Origin of the sequence: Clostridium perfringens, assembly GCF_016027375.1 — a bacterium.
GTDB lineage: Bacteria > Bacillota > Clostridia > Clostridiales > Clostridiaceae > Sarcina > Sarcina perfringens.
This window is the reverse complement of record NZ_CP065681.1, coordinates 2,259,034-2,274,604: the sequence shown is the minus strand read 5'-3', so window position 1 is coordinate 2,274,604 and position 15,571 is coordinate 2,259,034. Positions and strand designations below refer to the sequence as shown.

Genomic DNA, 15,571 nt, shown 5'->3' with positions numbered 1-15,571 from the left:
AAGATTTTCCAATGGAATTTGATTAAAATTATATTAAAATCTAGACATAGACAAAAAATTAACAAACGAATTTGAATTTGAAAGTGAGGAGACGTTAAAGTGAAATCTAAAAGATTCCAAGTATTATCAGAACGTCCTGTAAACCAAGATGGACTTATAGGAGAGTGGGCTGATGAAGGCTTAATAGCTTTAGATAGTCCAAATGATCCAAAATCATCAATAAAAATAGAAAATGGAATAATTACTGAATTAGACGGCAGATCAAGAGATGAGTTTGATATGATAGATAAATTTATAGCAGAGTACGCTATAAATATAGAAGACGCAGAAGCATCTATGAAACTTTCATCTAAAGAAATAGCAAGAAGATTAGTTGATATAAATGTTAGTAGAGATGAAATAGTAAAAATCACTACTTCAATAACACCAATGAAGGCTGTAGAAGTTATTCAAGAAATGAACGTTGTTGAAATGATGATGGCTCTTCAAAAAATGAGAGCAAGAAGAACACCTGCTAACCAATGTCACGTTACTAACGTAAAAGACAACCCAGTTCAAATAGCAGCAGATGCTGCAGAGGCTGCTTTAAGAGGATTTGCAGAGCAAGAAACTACAGTAGGTATAGTTAGATATGCACCTTTTAATGCATTAGCTATCTTAGTAGGTTCACAAGTAGGTAGAGGAGGAGTTTTAACTCAATGTGCAGTTGAGGAAGCTACTGAACTTGACCTAGGAATGAGAGGACTTACAAGTTATGCAGAAACAGTTTCAGTTTATGGAACAGAATCAGTATTTACAGATGGAGATGATACTCCATGGTCAAAAGCATTCTTAGCATCAGCTTATGCTTCAAGAGGACTTAAGATGAGATTTACATCAGGTTCAGGTTCAGAAGCATTAATGGGATACTCAGAAGGTAGATCAATGCTTTACTTAGAATCAAGATGTATATATATAACTAAGGGAGCTGGAGTTCAAGGCTTACAAAATGGTGCAGTTAGTTGTATAGGTATGACAGGAGCAGTTCCATCAGGAATAAGAGCAGTTCTTGGAGAAAACTTAATAGCTGCAATGCTTGATATAGAGGTTGCATCAGCAAATGACCAAACATTCTCACATTCAGACATAAGAAGAACAGCAAGAATGTTAATGCAAATGCTTCCAGGAACAGACTTCATATTCTCAGGATATAGTGCAGTTCCAAACTACGATAACATGTTTGCTGGATCAAACTTTGATGCAGAAGACTTTGATGATTACAACATACTTCAAAGAGACTTAAAAGTTGACGGTGGATTAAGACCAGTTACAGAAGAAGAAACTATAAAGGTTAGAAATAAAGCAGCTAAATGCATACAAATAATCTTTAGAGAATTAGGATTCCCAGAAGTTACTGATGAAGAAGTAGAAGCTGCAACTTACTGTCATGGAAGTAAGGAAATGCCAAACAGAAATGTAGTTGAAGACTTAAAAGCTGCAGAAGAAATGTTAGAAAGAAGAATAACAGGATTAGATATAATAAAAGCTTTAAGCAAAAATGGTATGGAAGATATAGCAAACAACTTATTAAACATGCTTAAGCAAAGAGTTACTGGAGATTATCTTCAAACTTCAGCAATTTTAGATAAAGATTTCAATGTTATAAGTGCTGTTAATGATGTAAATGACTATATGGGACCTGGAACAGGATATAGACTAGATGGTCAAAGATGGGAAGAAATCAAAAAAGTTCCTACAGTAATGAGACCAGAGGATATAGAGTAGGGGGAGAATGACAATGGAAGAAAGAACTTTTATACCAGAAATAACAGTTGAAGAAGTTGGAGAAGCTAAGGTTGGTTTAAGATCAGATGAAGTTGTTATAGGATTAGCACCTGCATTTTTAAAATATCAAAATAAAACAATAGTAGATGTTCCTCATACTGAAACTTTACTTGAAATCATAGCAGGTATCGAAGAAGAAGGATTACATGCAAGAGTAGTTAGAATTTTAAGAACATCTGATGTATCTTTTATAGCTCATGATGCAGCTTGTTTAAGTGGATCAGGAATAGGTATAGGAATACAATCAAAAGGTACTACAGTAATACATCAAAAAGATTTATTACCATTAAATAACTTAGAATTATTCTCACAAGCTCCGCTTTTAACTCCAGAAACATATAGATTAATCGGAAAAAATGCTGCTAAATATGCTAAAGGTGAGTCACCAACACCAGTACCAGTAAAAAATGACCAAATGGTTAGACCTAAATTCATGGCAAAGGCAGCTTTACTACACATAAAAGAAACTAAACACGTTGAACCAGGTAAAAAGCCAGTTCAATTAGAAGTTAAGTTTTAATTTAGAAAGGATTGAAATCATGGAAAATAAGAGAATGACTGCTGCAGATTATCCTTTAACTTCTAAGAGAAAAGGAGATATAAAAACTCCTACAGGAAAAGCTTTAGAAGATATAACTTTAGAAAAAGTTTTAAGTGGAGAAATCAATGCAGATGATATAAGAATTTCACCAGAAACTTTAGAAATGCAAGCTCAAATAGCTGAAAGCATGAACAGAGATGCTATAGCTAGAAACTTTAGAAGAGCTGCGGAGCTTATAAGAGTTCCAGACGATAGAATATTAGAGATGTACAATGCTTTAAGACCATATCGTTCAACAAAAGAAGATTTATTCAAAATAGCTGATGAACTTGAAACAAAATATGATGCTAAAGTTAATGCTGATTTTGTTAGAGAAGCAGCTGAAGTATATGAAACTAGAAATAAATTAAGAATAGAAGAGTAAAATCAGAGGTGAAAAGATGAAAATCATAGCAGGAATTGATATAGGAAACTCTTCTACAGAAACTGCTTTAGGTAAGGTTTATGAAAATAATGTTGAATTTCTGTCTAGTGGGATAATTCCCACTACAGGAATCAAAGGAACGGAAGAAAATATAAGTGGGGTAATAGCTTCTTTAAACCAAGCTTTAAAGAAAGCTAACTTAACTTTAGAAGATTTAGATTTAGTTAGAATTAACGAAGCAGCACCTGTTATAGGGGATGTTGCTATGGAAACAATAACTGAAACAATAATAACTGAATCAACAATGATAGGACATAACCCGTCTACTCCAGGAGGATTAGGTGTAGGAATAGGTAAAACTATAAGATTAGAAACTTTAGAAACTTTAAATATTAATGAAATCAAAGAGGAAGATAATGCTTTTATTCCATTGGTTTTAGGAAATATAAGTTTTTTAGAGGCTGTATTTAGAATAAATCAAGCAACTAGAAGAGGTATTAATATAACTGCTGCCATTGTTCAAAAGGATGATGGAGTATTAATCAATAACAGATTAGATAAAAAAATACCTATAGTTGATGAAGTTTCTCTTTTAGAAAAGGTTCCTGTAGATATGAAAGCAGCTGTTGAAGTAGCACCACAAGGTTCAGTAATAAGACAGCTATCAAATCCATATGGAATAGCTACTGTTTTTGACTTAAGTCCAGAAGAGACAAAAATGATTGTTCCTGTATCAAGAGCCTTAATAGGAAATAGATCAGCTGTTGTAATAAAAACTCCTCAAGGGGATGTTAAGGAAAAGAAAATACCAGCTGGTAAGATTAATATAACAGGAATGAGAAGAAAAGAGTCTGTGGATGTTGAAGAGGGAGCAGATAAAATAATGGAGGCTGTTAGCCTTTGTTCTCCAATAGAAGATTTAAGAGGAGATGCTGGTTCTAATGTTGGAGGAATGCTTGAAAAAGTTAGACAAGTTATGGCTGATTTAACTAATCAAAGCATTTCAGATATAAAGATTCAGGATTTATTAGCAGTAGATACTTTTATCCCTCAAAAGGTTAAGGGTGGACTTGCAAAAGAGTTTTCAATGGAGAATGCTGTTGGAATAGCAGCAATGGTTAAAGCTCATAAACTTCAAATGCAAATAATAGCTAATAAACTTGAAGAAAAGTTAGGTGTTCCAGTAGAAGTTGGTGGAGTAGAAGCTGACATGGCAATAAGAGGAGCCTTAACAACTCCAGGTACAAATACTCCTTTAGCTATTTTAGATATGGGAGCTGGATCTACAGATGCTTCTATTATAAATAAAGAAGGTAAAATAACATCAATACATTTAGCTGGTGCAGGAAACATGGTAACTATGCTTATTAAATCAGAATTAGGTATAGAAGACTTTGGACTTGCAGAGGATATAAAGAAATATCCTTTAGCTAAGGTTGAGAGTTTGTTCCATATAAGACATGAAGATGGAACTGTAGAGTTCTTTGAAAAACCTTTAGATTCTTCAGTTTTTGCTAAGATTGTAATTATTAAAGAGGGAATGCTTATTCCGGTAGATGGACAGAATTCTTTAGAAAAGATTAAAAATATTAGAAAAACTGCTAAGGAAAGAGTTTTTGTAATTAACTGTTTAAGAGCATTAAAAAGTGTTTCACCTACAGGAAATATAAGAGATATAGAATTCGTTGTTTTAGTTGGAGGATCATCATTAGACTTTGAGGTTCCTGAATTAGTAACAGATGCTTTATCTCATTATGGAGTAGTTGCAGGAAGAGGAAATATAAGAGGATGTGAAGGTCCAAGAAATGCAGTTGCAACTGGATTAGTATTAGCCTTTGACAGAAAGGGTGTCAAGGAAAATGATTAAGGATTATAATCATCCAAGCATATTTGTATATTGTTCTTTAGGAATAAATGAAGTGGATATAGAAGAAATTCTATGGGGAATAGAAGAAGAAGGAATCCCTTTCATATTAAAAAATAAAGATTTAAATGATGCTAAGGAACTTGCTAATTTAGCTGCCAATGATTCCAAACTTTCAGTTGGAATAGGAGTTAATAGTAAAGGTGATGTAAGTTTAACTATTAATAAGTTAAAGGAAGAAGAACCTTTATTCTTTATAAACTTAGAAAAAGGAAATACCTGTTTAAGAAGTTTAGGAGCTAATGGAGCAAGATTAGTTAAGGGGATGCCTTTAAAAAATATTTAAATTGAAGAGGTGTTTAACATGAATATTTACACTAAAACTGGTGATAAAGGAACAACTTCTCTTTTCGGAGGAAGTAGAGTAGATAAATGTGATTTAAGAGTAGATGCTTATGGAACAATAGATGAATTAATATCTTTCATAGGTCTTGCTTATGCTGAATTAACTGATGAAGAAGAGAAGGAAATACTTAATAAAATACAAAAGGAATTGTTCATGTTAGGAGCCGAGCTTGCTAGTGATGAAAAAGGACTTGAGCTTTTAAAAGATAAAATCCAATTAGAGCATATAGAGTATTTAGAAAAATTAATAGATAAATACATGGGCATAGCAGGGCCTTTAACTGCCTTTGTTATACCAGGTAAAAATAAACCTTCAGCAACTCTTCATGTAGCTAGAACTGTAGCTAGAAGAGGAGAAAGAATAATGACTGCTTTAAACGAAGTACAGCCATTAAGAGAAGAAATTAAAAAATATATAAATAGATTATCAGATACTTTATTTGCATTAGCAAGATATTATGAAGAAAAATAATTAACCTAAAGGAGGAGAAAAATATGAAAAAATTAAATGATGTAAAAGAATTAAGCTTAGAAATAGTTAAAGAAATGGCTAAAGCTGCTGAAGCTAAAGCTTGTGAAATGAATGTTCCAGTTATATTTGCAGCAGTTGATGCTGGTGCTAATTTAATGCTTATGCACAGAATGGAAGATGCATTTTTAACAAGTATTGATATAGCTATAAACAAAGCTTATACAGCTGCATGTTTAAAGCAAGGAAGTCATGAAATTGCAGAATGCGTTCAACCAGGACAAAGCCTTTATGGTCTTCAATTAACAAACAATTGTAGAATAGTACCATTTGGTGGTGGATTCCCAATTATAGTTGATGGAAAAGTTGTAGGAGCTGTTGGTGTAAGTGGTGGAACAGTTGAAGAAGATATGGCTATAGCACAAGCAGCAGTAGATTGCTTTAACAATAAGTAATAAAAAGCTAATAGTATTTAACCTATATAATAGATTAAATATTTAAAATATATTTTAATAGATATAAAATGTTTGAAAATGGAGGAAAATGAAATGAGAATGTACGATTATTTAGTACCAAGTGTAAACTTTATGGGAGCTAACTCAATATCAGTAGTTGGTGAAAGATGTAAAATATTAGGTGGAAAGAAAGCTTTAATAGTTACAGATAAATTCTTAAGAGGATTAAAAGGTGGAGCAGTTGAATTAACTGAAAAATACCTAAAAGAAGCAGGAATCGAAGTTGCTTATTATGATGGAGTTGAACCAAACCCAAAAGATACAAACGTTAAAGATGGTTTAAAAATATTCCAAGACGAAAACTGTGATATGATCGTTACAGTTGGTGGAGGAAGCTCACATGATTGTGGTAAAGGAATAGGTATAGCTGCAACTCACGAAGGAGATCTTTATGACTATGCTGGAATAGAAACTTTAACAAATCCACTTCCTCCAATAGTAGCAGTAAATACTACAGCTGGAACTGCAAGTGAAGTAACTAGACACTGTGTTATAACAAACACTAAAACTAAAGTTAAATTCGTTATAGTAAGCTGGAGAAACTTACCTTTAGTTTCAATCAATGACCCAATGTTAATGGTTGGAAAACCAGCAGGATTAACAGCTGCAACAGGAATGGACGCTTTAACTCATGCTGTAGAAGCATACGTATCAAAAGATGCTAACCCTGTAACAGATGCTGCTGCAATACAAGCTATAAAATTAATATCAAGCAACTTAAGACAAGCTGTTGCTTTAGGAGAAAACTTAGTAGCTAGAGAAAACATGGCTTATGGATCATTATTAGCTGGTATGGCATTCAACAATGCTAACTTAGGATATGTACATGCTATGGCTCACCAATTAGGTGGATTATATGACATGCCTCACGGAGTAGCTAACGCTATGTTATTACCACACGTATGTAAATACAACTTAATATCTAACCCACAAAAATTCGCTGATATAGCTGAATTCATGGGAGAAAACATAGAAGGATTATCAGTAATGGACGCTGCTCAAAAAGCTATAGATGCAATGTTCAGATTATCAACTGATATCGGAATACCAGCAAAATTAAGAGACATGGGAGTAAAAGAAGAAGACTTCGGATACATGGCTGAAATGGCTCTTAAAGATGGTAATGCATTCAGTAACCCAAGAAAAGGTAACGAAAGAGACATCGTTGAAATATTCAAAGCTGCATTCTAATAAAAGATTAGCTTTATAGTAAAAAAATAATTAAAAATATAATAAGTGCTAGCTCTAATAATTAGAGCTAGCAAATAATAAAAGGCATAAATACAATAGACTTTTTATATAAACTTAATAAACAAACAACAGTAAAAATTAATATATGTAAATCGGATAAATGAAATAATTAAGTTATAAATACCCAATAACTTAAATTAAAAGATTAGTTTAAAATAATTTTTTATATACCCAATTAAATTATTTTAAAAAGGAATTTTTCATAATATATTTAAAAGACTCTTTCAATATTGAAAGAGTCTTTTAAATATATTTATTATTATTTTCCACTTTAAAATTATGCAGTATTTTGTATAAATTGTGCATGAAGAAAAATCTATTATATATGAAAATCCTTAATATACTAAGTATTCGAATCTAAAATAACGATTTCATAAATAAATATGCATAGTTTATGCATTTTTATTCAAAAAATATATTGTATATTTATTATGTTAGTAGTATAATTTTAACATATTAAATATGAATAATAAATTAACAAATATTAAATTAAATTTAAAAATGTAAGCTAAGGAGAGTTTAAAATGGGAAAGGATAAAAAAATAAAGTTATGGGCATTGGTAATGCTTATTTTCGTACCAACATTTGGGTTTGGTAATATAGCAAGTAATGCTGTGTATTTAGGGCAAGCAGCTATTCCATCGTGGGTAATAGTATCTATTCTTTATTTCTTACCTTTATGTGGAATAATAGCAGAAATGGCTTCAGCAAATAGAGATAAAGAGGGTGGAATATATTCATGGATAAATAAATCTTTAGGAGAGAAATGGGCTTTTGTAGGGACTTGGACTTATTTCATAGGAATATTATTTTACTTACAAATGGTTTTTTCAAGAATACCAGTAGCTGCATCATGGGCAATACTTGGAAGAAATGTATTTACTGATTCTAATGCATATTTATTACCTATTTTATCAATTGTAATATGTATAGCAATGACATATATAGCCACCATAGGGGTAAGTAAGTTTTCAAAACTTGCTGACTTTGGAGGACAATTTACTTTAGGGGCAACTGTTATCTTTATATTAATGGCAATAGTGGGATATTTCATGGGAACACCTTCTGCAACAGAATTTACAGTTCAAAATGTAATTCCTGATTTTAATGTGAGTTATTTTTCTACATTCTCATGGTTATTATTTGCAGTGTCAGGATCAGAAGTTGCAGGTACTTATATAATGCAAACTGAAAATCCTAAAAAGACATTTCCAAAGGCTATGATAATTGCAACAGCTTTAATAGCATTCTCATACATTTTAGGTTCTGTAGCTATACAGTTTATAGCATCACCAGAAGTTTTACAAAAGGCAGGAATTCAAGATGCCGGTTACGTTGTATATTATATATTAGCTAATAATTTTGGAATAAATGGTAAGGTTATAGTACAAGTATATGCAGCTATTAACTTAATAACATCAATAGCAGCCTATATAATTTGGATGGAATCACCAATAAGAGCCATGTTTGGAGAAGTTCCAAAGGGAACATTTCCAAGTTTCTTAACTAATAAGAGAAAAGATGGAACTTTAGTAAATGCTTTATGGACACAATGTGCAATTTTAGTAGTATTAATATCAATACCTTTATTAGGAATAGGATCAATTAATGATTTCTTTAAATTATTAACAGATTTATCATCTCTAGCAGTTGTGGTTCCATATGTAGTATTAATATGTGCATTTATATCCTTTAGAAAACACAATAAAGATTTAGACTTTAAATTTTTTAAAAGTGATGCCTTAGCATACACAGTCGCAGGAATAGCTTTAGTGCTTTCTTGTGCTGGATTCTTTGGTGCTGGCCTTCAAGACATTGTTGGAAGCTCAGGGAAAGAGGCAACCATTTTAATAATAAAAACTTATGGTGGACCTGTTATTCTTATGGCTTTAGGTCTTGTTTTAAGAGCTTTATCTGAAAAGTCATATAAAAATAAGAGTTTAGGCAAAGAGGATATTGAAGTTGAAATTGTTGAAGAGAGTATATGTGAATAGATTAAACAATAGTTTTAAAAAAATAAGGTAGAGTGTGTGATATTTTCATATAACTTCATAGCTTAGATTAAGAAATAGTTTTTTATAAATTAAATATGGTAATTTTATTTATGTAGAAAAAAGGTGGATTAAAGAACTTATCCATCTTTTTTTATATTTTATGATAATTAAATTAAAAATAATAAATATTTATTAATAATATTTCTAAATTTTTAATTGACTTTTAATGAATTGTATAGTATTATTCTAAATGAAAATGATTGTCAGTAACATATGGAAGGAGAAATCAATGGAATATCTAATTTATTCATTAATAGCAGTAATAATTTTAACAGTAGGTCTAAACAACATTTTTAAAAAGCAATCTAAATATTTTTATATGTTGGCTACTTTAATATCAGTAGTAGTTACATCATATGAGATTTTTAAAATATGGACAGGCTTTAAATTAGAAGGAATTATATTTGTTTTAGAAAGAAGCTTTATGAAAGGCTTTGTATCAACAGCATTATTTATTTTAGTAATGTTTGCAGGAGCTTTAAGTAAGAAATGGGGAATTACTAAAAAACTTTTAAGAGTTAGAGCAGAAATGGCAATTTTAGCATCTATACTTATATTACCTCATTTTATAATCTATACTTATAAGTTCTTAGTAAGATTATTTAGTGGAAAGCCATTAAGCATTTTATACATATCTTTTATAATAGTAGGATTAATAGCATTTATAATAATGATACCTCTATTTATAACATCATTTAAGAAAGTAAGAGTTACTATGTCACCAAGTAAATGGAAAATGGTTCAAAGATGGGCATATCCTTTTTATTTTCTAGTGTATGTACATATAATATTAATCTTATTTAATAAGAAAGTTTTTAATTTAAATGCTGTAATAATATATACAGTTATATTCTTAGGATATTTTATTTTAAGAATATGTAATAATAAAAAAGCTATTAAATAATATAAAAGTTAGTATTCTTACAAACTCCCTTTGTAGTAATAATTAAATTTTTACTATAAAGGGAGTATTTTATTATATAGTTAAAAGATAAAATAGTATAAGAGACAAAAATAAGTTATTTTTATATTATAGTAAGAGTTGATTTTTACATTCTTAAGATTAAGTTTGATTTTTAATATTTAAGAGTTTGTTTTTATAATTATATATTATTAAGATTAATTTAATTTTTGAGATTTAATAGTTGATTTTTTATAATTAAGATAAATTTGATTTTTATTTTAAGGTAGACAAAATAGAAGTTTTAATATAAAATTTCATTTAAACTTTAGAAATTAGGGGGAGTAAATTTGGAATTTAGACAAGCAAAGATTTCTGATTTAGATCAGATTGTGGAAATAATAGAATTATCTAAAAAATATCTTAAAGAAACTAAGGTTGATCAATGGCAAGATGGATATCCATCAAAGGAAGATTTAAGAAGAGATATAGAAAGTGGAAATAGTTATGTATTAACCAATAAAGATGAAATTGTTGCTACCACTGTAATATCCTTAGATGGTGAAAGTACCTATAATTCAATATTTAATGGGGAATGGATTACCAATGATGAATATATTGTTATGCATAGGGTTGCTGTTCATGACAAATACAAGGGAAAAGGAATTTTCAAAGAATTAATAAAAGAGGCAGAGAGTTTGGCTTTAAATAAAGGGATTTTTAGCATAAAAATAGATACTCATAGAGATAATATTTCTATGCAGGGGGCAGTAGTAAAAAATGATTTTAAAAGATGTGGAATAATATATTTAGGGGATGGAAGTGAAAGAATAGCCTTTGAAAAAGTGTTGAAGTCTTTTTAGACAAAATAAAAGTACTGGAATTTTTATGCCAGTACTTTTGTTTTATAAATTAATTAAATTTTAGAGTCTATTCAACTTCATCAGCTAAAGCAGCAGGAATACCAGGAACTGTTACTGTAACAGGTCTAAGTTGGAATATAGAAATTACTAAGTTAAGATTTAATTTTTCTACTACTGTATCAAATAAATCTTCGTTAGTAAGTGAACAATTTGTTTTGCTTATAACAGCTTCATTAATAGTATATCTATCTAATTCACAAGAGAATGGTTCTTGTAATACAACTGCTTGAGAGAATAATCTTTCACAATCAGATTCACTCATAGTACCATTATCACATGGTTTCATACAGTCTTTTAATAATGCTCTTTCTGTTTCAGTTACAGGAGTAACTACATTAGCATTAGTTAAAGTTATTGGAACTGAAAAATTAAAGTTAATTTTTGCTGTTAAATCTCTATAGTCATTTCTCATAACAACACAATCTTCACATGGGTCAGCAGCATTTTGATCAGCGCTTGGAGTAGCGTATTGAACATTTTTTAAAATATATCCTTCAACAAAAAGTTGACCACTTGTTACTGGAGTTGCTGAAATTGGAACGATATAACATTGAGTTAAAACTAATCTTCTAGATATTCCTTTTATACTATAAAATCCTTCAGGAATTACAATTGAATCAGTTAAAGGATGATTTATATTTACAGCAGCAACCCTAACTAGAGCTTTAGCATTTCCAACAGTTACAGGAGCTGTACCTAGTGTTGTATCAAAATTATCAACATTTACATCTATATCATCAGCACAAACAGGAAATCTTCTTTCGCAACATGAACTCATTTAATTTCACCTCATAATATAAAATTTTAATTAATGACCTTATGTTATATAGTATTCTATTTTATCCTAAAAGGTTCTGTTTTTATTGTTGAAACTTTAAAAATTTTATAAAAAATCGTAGAGTTCAATAGAATAATTAGCTATTATGGAGAATTTAAAGGTTTTGTGCAATTGAATACAGTCTTCTATAACTTTTATGTTGCTAGATTTTATGTCAGTAGTAAATTTTGTTTCTTTTAAAGATATGTTAGTTTCATTAAAATACACCTTATTCCCCATTAATGGATAAATAAAATTAATGTGAATAGAACTATTAAAAGGAATTCTAATTACATAGTTATTTAGTTTAGATATAAGAGGAATTTTGTTGTTTTCTGGTGTTGAATATGTTAAATCTATTTCTAAGTACCCATCTAAATATAAAAATCCAGACTTTCTACTAGATGCATCTAAAATTAAGGAACTTGAACATAAGTTTAGAGTATTTTTTATCGAATCTATATAGGTAATATGTTTAGGAAATTCTACACCTCCCTTAAAGACATCAATTATGGAGAGGTGGCTTAAAAAAATAGGTAGTTTATATTCTTGAAGTTTATCTTCTAATATTTTAAAATTAGCTTTATTTTCTAAAATATTGTTATTTATATTTTGTAGATAAGTAGAGTTTTTTAGGTGAATAATTGATACCTTTATTTTATTAGAAGGAGTATTATCTTTATTTTTTATTTTTGATAGATTATATATATGTGAAAAATTTTTTATATTAATTTTATTTTTGTGTTTAGTAGTATGCTTATTTGGAGTAGTTATTAAAAGAATAATTTGACAGTATAAAAAGCTAAATAATACTTTGGTAAATTTTATTGATAATAAATCTTTGCAATACAAAATAAATATGGAAAAAATATAATTTAAATTCATTTAATTTAACCTCAATAATTGCTTATTTAATACATATTGCTACTTTTTAAGAAATAGTATAATTATGAATAAATTTTAATATAAACCTATTAAATAAAAAAGAAAACTCCTTAAGAGTTTTCTTCTTTTAAATTAGAATTTCCATTGCTTGATTTAAGTTCTTTTTTTAGAAAGTAAGAGATTACAGTTCTTAGTGTAACTGTTGATCCTAAAAGCAAAATATCATATAATGTAGGTTTTAAAATGGATAATATAATACCTGAACATACTAATATTTCTAAACCTAATAATATATAACTACCAAGAAAGTTTTTAGCCTTATTTAATGCCTTAACCTTTAATATTCTATTTTCCTTTGAAAATTCAATTTTGAAGAATTTAAATATAGTTAGTAGGACTCCATAAATAATTACTGTAACAGATATTCCTTGCAAAATAAGAATCAACCATTCTAAAGTTTTGTGTACCAAAGAAATCACTTCCTTCATAATAATCTAGAATTTAATTTTCAAGGTGCTCCTTATTAGATTCTATTTCTTTATTAAGAAAGTAAGAAATTACAGTTCTTATTACTACGATGGATGCTAAAACTATAATATCGTGGAAAGTAGGATTTAATATAGATTCAATTATATCAGCACATATTAGAATTTCTAATCCAAGTAATATATAAGTTCCTAAGCAATTTTTGACAATAGTAATCTTTTTTACAGCTTCAATTCTATCTTTAGATTTTATTTCAGATATAACAAAATTCTTTACGGTTAAGAGAACTCCCCATAAAAGAACCATTATTGATACTGCATTTATTATCCATATAGCACCTTCTAAGATATGTCTAAACATATTAAATTCACCCCTTATATTTAGATTGTAGAAAAATTATTTTTTTATTCAATTTTATATAGATAGTATAGCATAAAGTCTTTAATTGATTTTAACCTTTTATAAATATTTGTTTTTAATAAGTAGTATAATTATCTTAGGAAAAATATATAATCTATGAACATATAAAAAAGGGGGAACTTTATGTGTAAAACTTTAAATAGAAAATATATTTATAAATATGGGGAGAAAAAAGAGGATGTAGAAATAGTTGAAAATATGCTAAATAGGATGAGAAATAGTGGAACTTTTAAAGGAGAGAATTTTGCTAATATATATTATGAAAAATACATAGTGGAAGAATCGAATAAAGCAATAGTTATATGTCATGGGTTTTCGGAATGTATAGAGAAGTATCATGAAATAATATACTATTTTCTAAATGAAGGTTTTTCAGTTTATATAATGGAACATAGAGGTCATGGGAGATCAGGATGTTTAAGTAAATCTTGTAATACACAGGTGGAAGTAGAATCCTTTGATTACTATGTTAAAGATCTAAAGACATTTTTAAATGAGGTTGTATTAAAAGATAAGAGGTTTAATAATAATTTATATTTATTTGCACATTCTATGGGGGGAGCTATAGGTACTATATTTTTAGAAAATAATCATGGGTATTTTAAGAAGGTAATTTTAAATTCTCCAATGTTTAGAATAAATACAAGAGAATACTCTCATATAAAATGCAAATTAATAGCTAAATTTTTAATTCTTATGGGAAAAGGAGAGAATTTTATTTTTGGACAAAAACCCTTTGAGGAAGAGGAGAATTTAGAGGTATCAGGAACATCAGATAAACTTAGACATGGTTTATATCATAAATTTCTCCTAGAAAATCCTATTTTGAGAAGAGGTGGAGGCTCTATTCATTGGTATAAAGAAGCTGCAAGGGCAACTGATTATTTAATGAAAAAGAGAAATATAGAGAGAATTGACACACCTATTTTATTATTTAAAAGTGAGTTTGATTCCTATGTTGACACTAAATTTCATGATGATTTTAAAAAGGTAGCTAAGGATTGTGAGCTTATTGAAGTTAAGGGAAGTAAACATGAGGGGTTTTTTGAAAAGGATGAAATTCTTTATGATTATTTAAATAAGATATTTAAATTTTTATCTATATGAAGATTAAGTTTGAAAATTTAAAATAAGGTATAATTGTATATTATCAGAGAGAGTTTATGTCTCTCTGATAATATCCTAACTATTCATAAATTCCTATAATAAACCTTCATTTTTAAGCTTAGTAATAGCTTTATCTATGTAGCTTAAAGTACAGAAATCTCTATCTATTTTTTCAGCAGAAAGTTTAAGACCTTCTATAAGCATATTTTCTTTATGATTCTCAAGAAGTCTAATTAAACTTAAGGTATTTAAGTCACCTTCTTTTGTATCTAAAACCCTAGATTTTTTTATGTATTTATTTTCTAAAGCCTTTAAAGCAGCTTCCTTAAGAGAATCACTAATTTCAAAAGATGGCATATCTTCATAAATTTTAACTTCATCTTCTTTAAATTTCATGCCAGATGTTTTACTTATATCACTATTTATAAATATTACATTTTCAAAGGTAGCACCTGAAAAATCAACTCCATCTAAGTTAACCCCTTCGAAGATTACATTTTTAAATTTAGATTTTTTAAATTTACTTTTCTTAAGGTTACTACCTATAAATTCTGTAGAGTCAAATTTGCATTCAAAGAAATCACAAGATTTAAAATGTGCACCTCTAAAGCTTGCATAACTAAAATTAGAACAAGAGAAATCACAGTTATAGCAGTTTCCTCTTCTAAAATCCATATACATAAAA

17 protein-coding genes are annotated in these 15,571 nt (G+C 28.9%); 12 read left to right on the top strand and 5 right to left on the bottom strand.

Features of this window, described 5'->3' with window-relative positions; genetic code table 11:
* The first annotated feature begins 99 nt into the window (after window positions 1-99).
* The 11 genes from I6G60_RS10800 (at window position 100) to I6G60_RS10750 (ending at window position 11,111) form a co-directional block, all read left to right on the top strand.
* On the top strand, window positions 100-1,764 hold the full coding sequence (locus I6G60_RS10800) for a propanediol/glycerol family dehydratase large subunit (RefSeq protein WP_003451947.1): 1,665 nt from the start codon (window positions 100-102) through the stop codon (window positions 1,762-1,764).
* Window positions 1,765-1,777: 13 nt separating this feature from the next.
* Window positions 1,778-2,344 (top strand): propanediol/glycerol family dehydratase medium subunit, encoded by a 567-nt coding sequence (locus I6G60_RS10795; protein ID WP_003451972.1) that lies wholly within the window; start codon window positions 1,778-1,780, stop codon window positions 2,342-2,344.
* A 19-nt stretch (window positions 2,345-2,363) separates the two neighbouring features.
* Complete coding sequence (locus I6G60_RS10790; protein WP_003451918.1) at window positions 2,364-2,789, top strand: diol dehydratase small subunit; 426 nt, start codon at window positions 2,364-2,366, stop codon at window positions 2,787-2,789.
* A 16-nt stretch (window positions 2,790-2,805) separates the two neighbouring features.
* Window positions 2,806-4,656, top strand: coding sequence for a diol dehydratase reactivase subunit alpha (locus I6G60_RS10785; protein ID WP_197925308.1), 1,851 nt, complete (start codon window positions 2,806-2,808; stop codon window positions 4,654-4,656).
* Entirely contained in the window at window positions 4,649-4,999 is a 351-nt protein-coding gene (locus I6G60_RS10780) for a glycerol dehydratase reactivase beta/small subunit family protein (RefSeq protein WP_003451934.1), read from the top strand. Before I6G60_RS10785 ends, I6G60_RS10780 begins: the two co-directional genes overlap by 8 nt.
* A gap of 18 nt (window positions 5,000-5,017) precedes the next feature.
* Window positions 5,018-5,530 (top strand): cob(I)yrinic acid a,c-diamide adenosyltransferase, encoded by a 513-nt coding sequence (locus I6G60_RS10775; protein ID WP_003451906.1) that lies wholly within the window; start codon window positions 5,018-5,020, stop codon window positions 5,528-5,530.
* Between the two features lie 23 nt (window positions 5,531-5,553).
* On the top strand, window positions 5,554-5,982 hold the full coding sequence (locus I6G60_RS10770) for a GlcG/HbpS family heme-binding protein (RefSeq protein ID WP_003451873.1): 429 nt from the start codon (window positions 5,554-5,556) through the stop codon (window positions 5,980-5,982).
* A 93-nt stretch (window positions 5,983-6,075) separates the two neighbouring features.
* Window positions 6,076-7,233: a 1,3-propanediol dehydrogenase gene (gene dhaT, locus I6G60_RS10765; RefSeq protein ID WP_003451991.1), complete on the top strand. Its 1,158-nt coding sequence runs from the start codon at window positions 6,076-6,078 to the stop codon at window positions 7,231-7,233.
* 584 nt (window positions 7,234-7,817) lie between these two features.
* Window positions 7,818-9,287, top strand: a complete 1,470-nt coding sequence (locus I6G60_RS10760) for an amino acid permease (RefSeq protein WP_111744175.1) — start codon at window positions 7,818-7,820, stop codon at window positions 9,285-9,287.
* A gap of 289 nt (window positions 9,288-9,576) precedes the next feature.
* Window positions 9,577-10,251 (top strand): ferric reductase-like transmembrane domain-containing protein, encoded by a 675-nt coding sequence (locus I6G60_RS10755; protein WP_003456389.1) that lies wholly within the window; start codon window positions 9,577-9,579, stop codon window positions 10,249-10,251.
* 347 nt (window positions 10,252-10,598) lie between these two features.
* A complete protein-coding gene (locus I6G60_RS10750) occupies window positions 10,599-11,111 on the top strand; it encodes a GNAT family N-acetyltransferase (protein WP_110083601.1) in 513 nt (170 codons plus the stop codon).
* Between the two features lie 67 nt (window positions 11,112-11,178).
* On the opposite strand, the gene I6G60_RS10745 is transcribed toward I6G60_RS10750, so the two are convergent.
* From I6G60_RS10745 to I6G60_RS10730, 4 genes are all read right to left on the bottom strand, one after another.
* Complete coding sequence (locus tag I6G60_RS10745; RefSeq protein WP_003450389.1) at window positions 11,179-11,949, bottom strand: DUF7852 domain-containing protein; 771 nt, start codon at window positions 11,947-11,949, stop codon at window positions 11,179-11,181.
* A gap of 105 nt (window positions 11,950-12,054) precedes the next feature.
* Window positions 12,055-12,873: a hypothetical protein gene (locus I6G60_RS10740; RefSeq protein ID WP_060670183.1), complete on the bottom strand. Its 819-nt coding sequence runs from the start codon at window positions 12,871-12,873 to the stop codon at window positions 12,055-12,057.
* 110 nt (window positions 12,874-12,983) lie between these two features.
* Window positions 12,984-13,343 (bottom strand): DUF1622 domain-containing protein, encoded by a 360-nt coding sequence (locus I6G60_RS10735; RefSeq protein ID WP_025649013.1) that lies wholly within the window; start codon window positions 13,341-13,343, stop codon window positions 12,984-12,986.
* A gap of 31 nt (window positions 13,344-13,374) precedes the next feature.
* Window positions 13,375-13,719, bottom strand: coding sequence for a DUF1622 domain-containing protein (locus I6G60_RS10730; RefSeq protein ID WP_003450441.1), 345 nt, complete (start codon window positions 13,717-13,719; stop codon window positions 13,375-13,377).
* Between the two features lie 183 nt (window positions 13,720-13,902).
* Here I6G60_RS10730 and I6G60_RS10725 point away from each other — a divergent pair, with 183 nt between their 5' ends.
* Window positions 13,903-14,886, top strand: a complete 984-nt coding sequence (locus tag I6G60_RS10725) for an alpha/beta fold hydrolase (RefSeq protein ID WP_110083603.1) — start codon at window positions 13,903-13,905, stop codon at window positions 14,884-14,886.
* Between the two features lie 93 nt (window positions 14,887-14,979).
* On the opposite strand, the gene I6G60_RS10720 is transcribed toward I6G60_RS10725, so the two are convergent.
* Window positions 14,980-15,567 carry a pentapeptide repeat-containing protein gene (locus tag I6G60_RS10720; RefSeq protein ID WP_003456169.1) on the bottom strand — a complete coding sequence of 196 codons (588 nt, stop codon included), beginning with the start codon at window positions 15,565-15,567 and terminating at the stop codon, window positions 14,980-14,982.
* Between the last annotated feature and the right edge of the window lie 4 nt (window positions 15,568-15,571).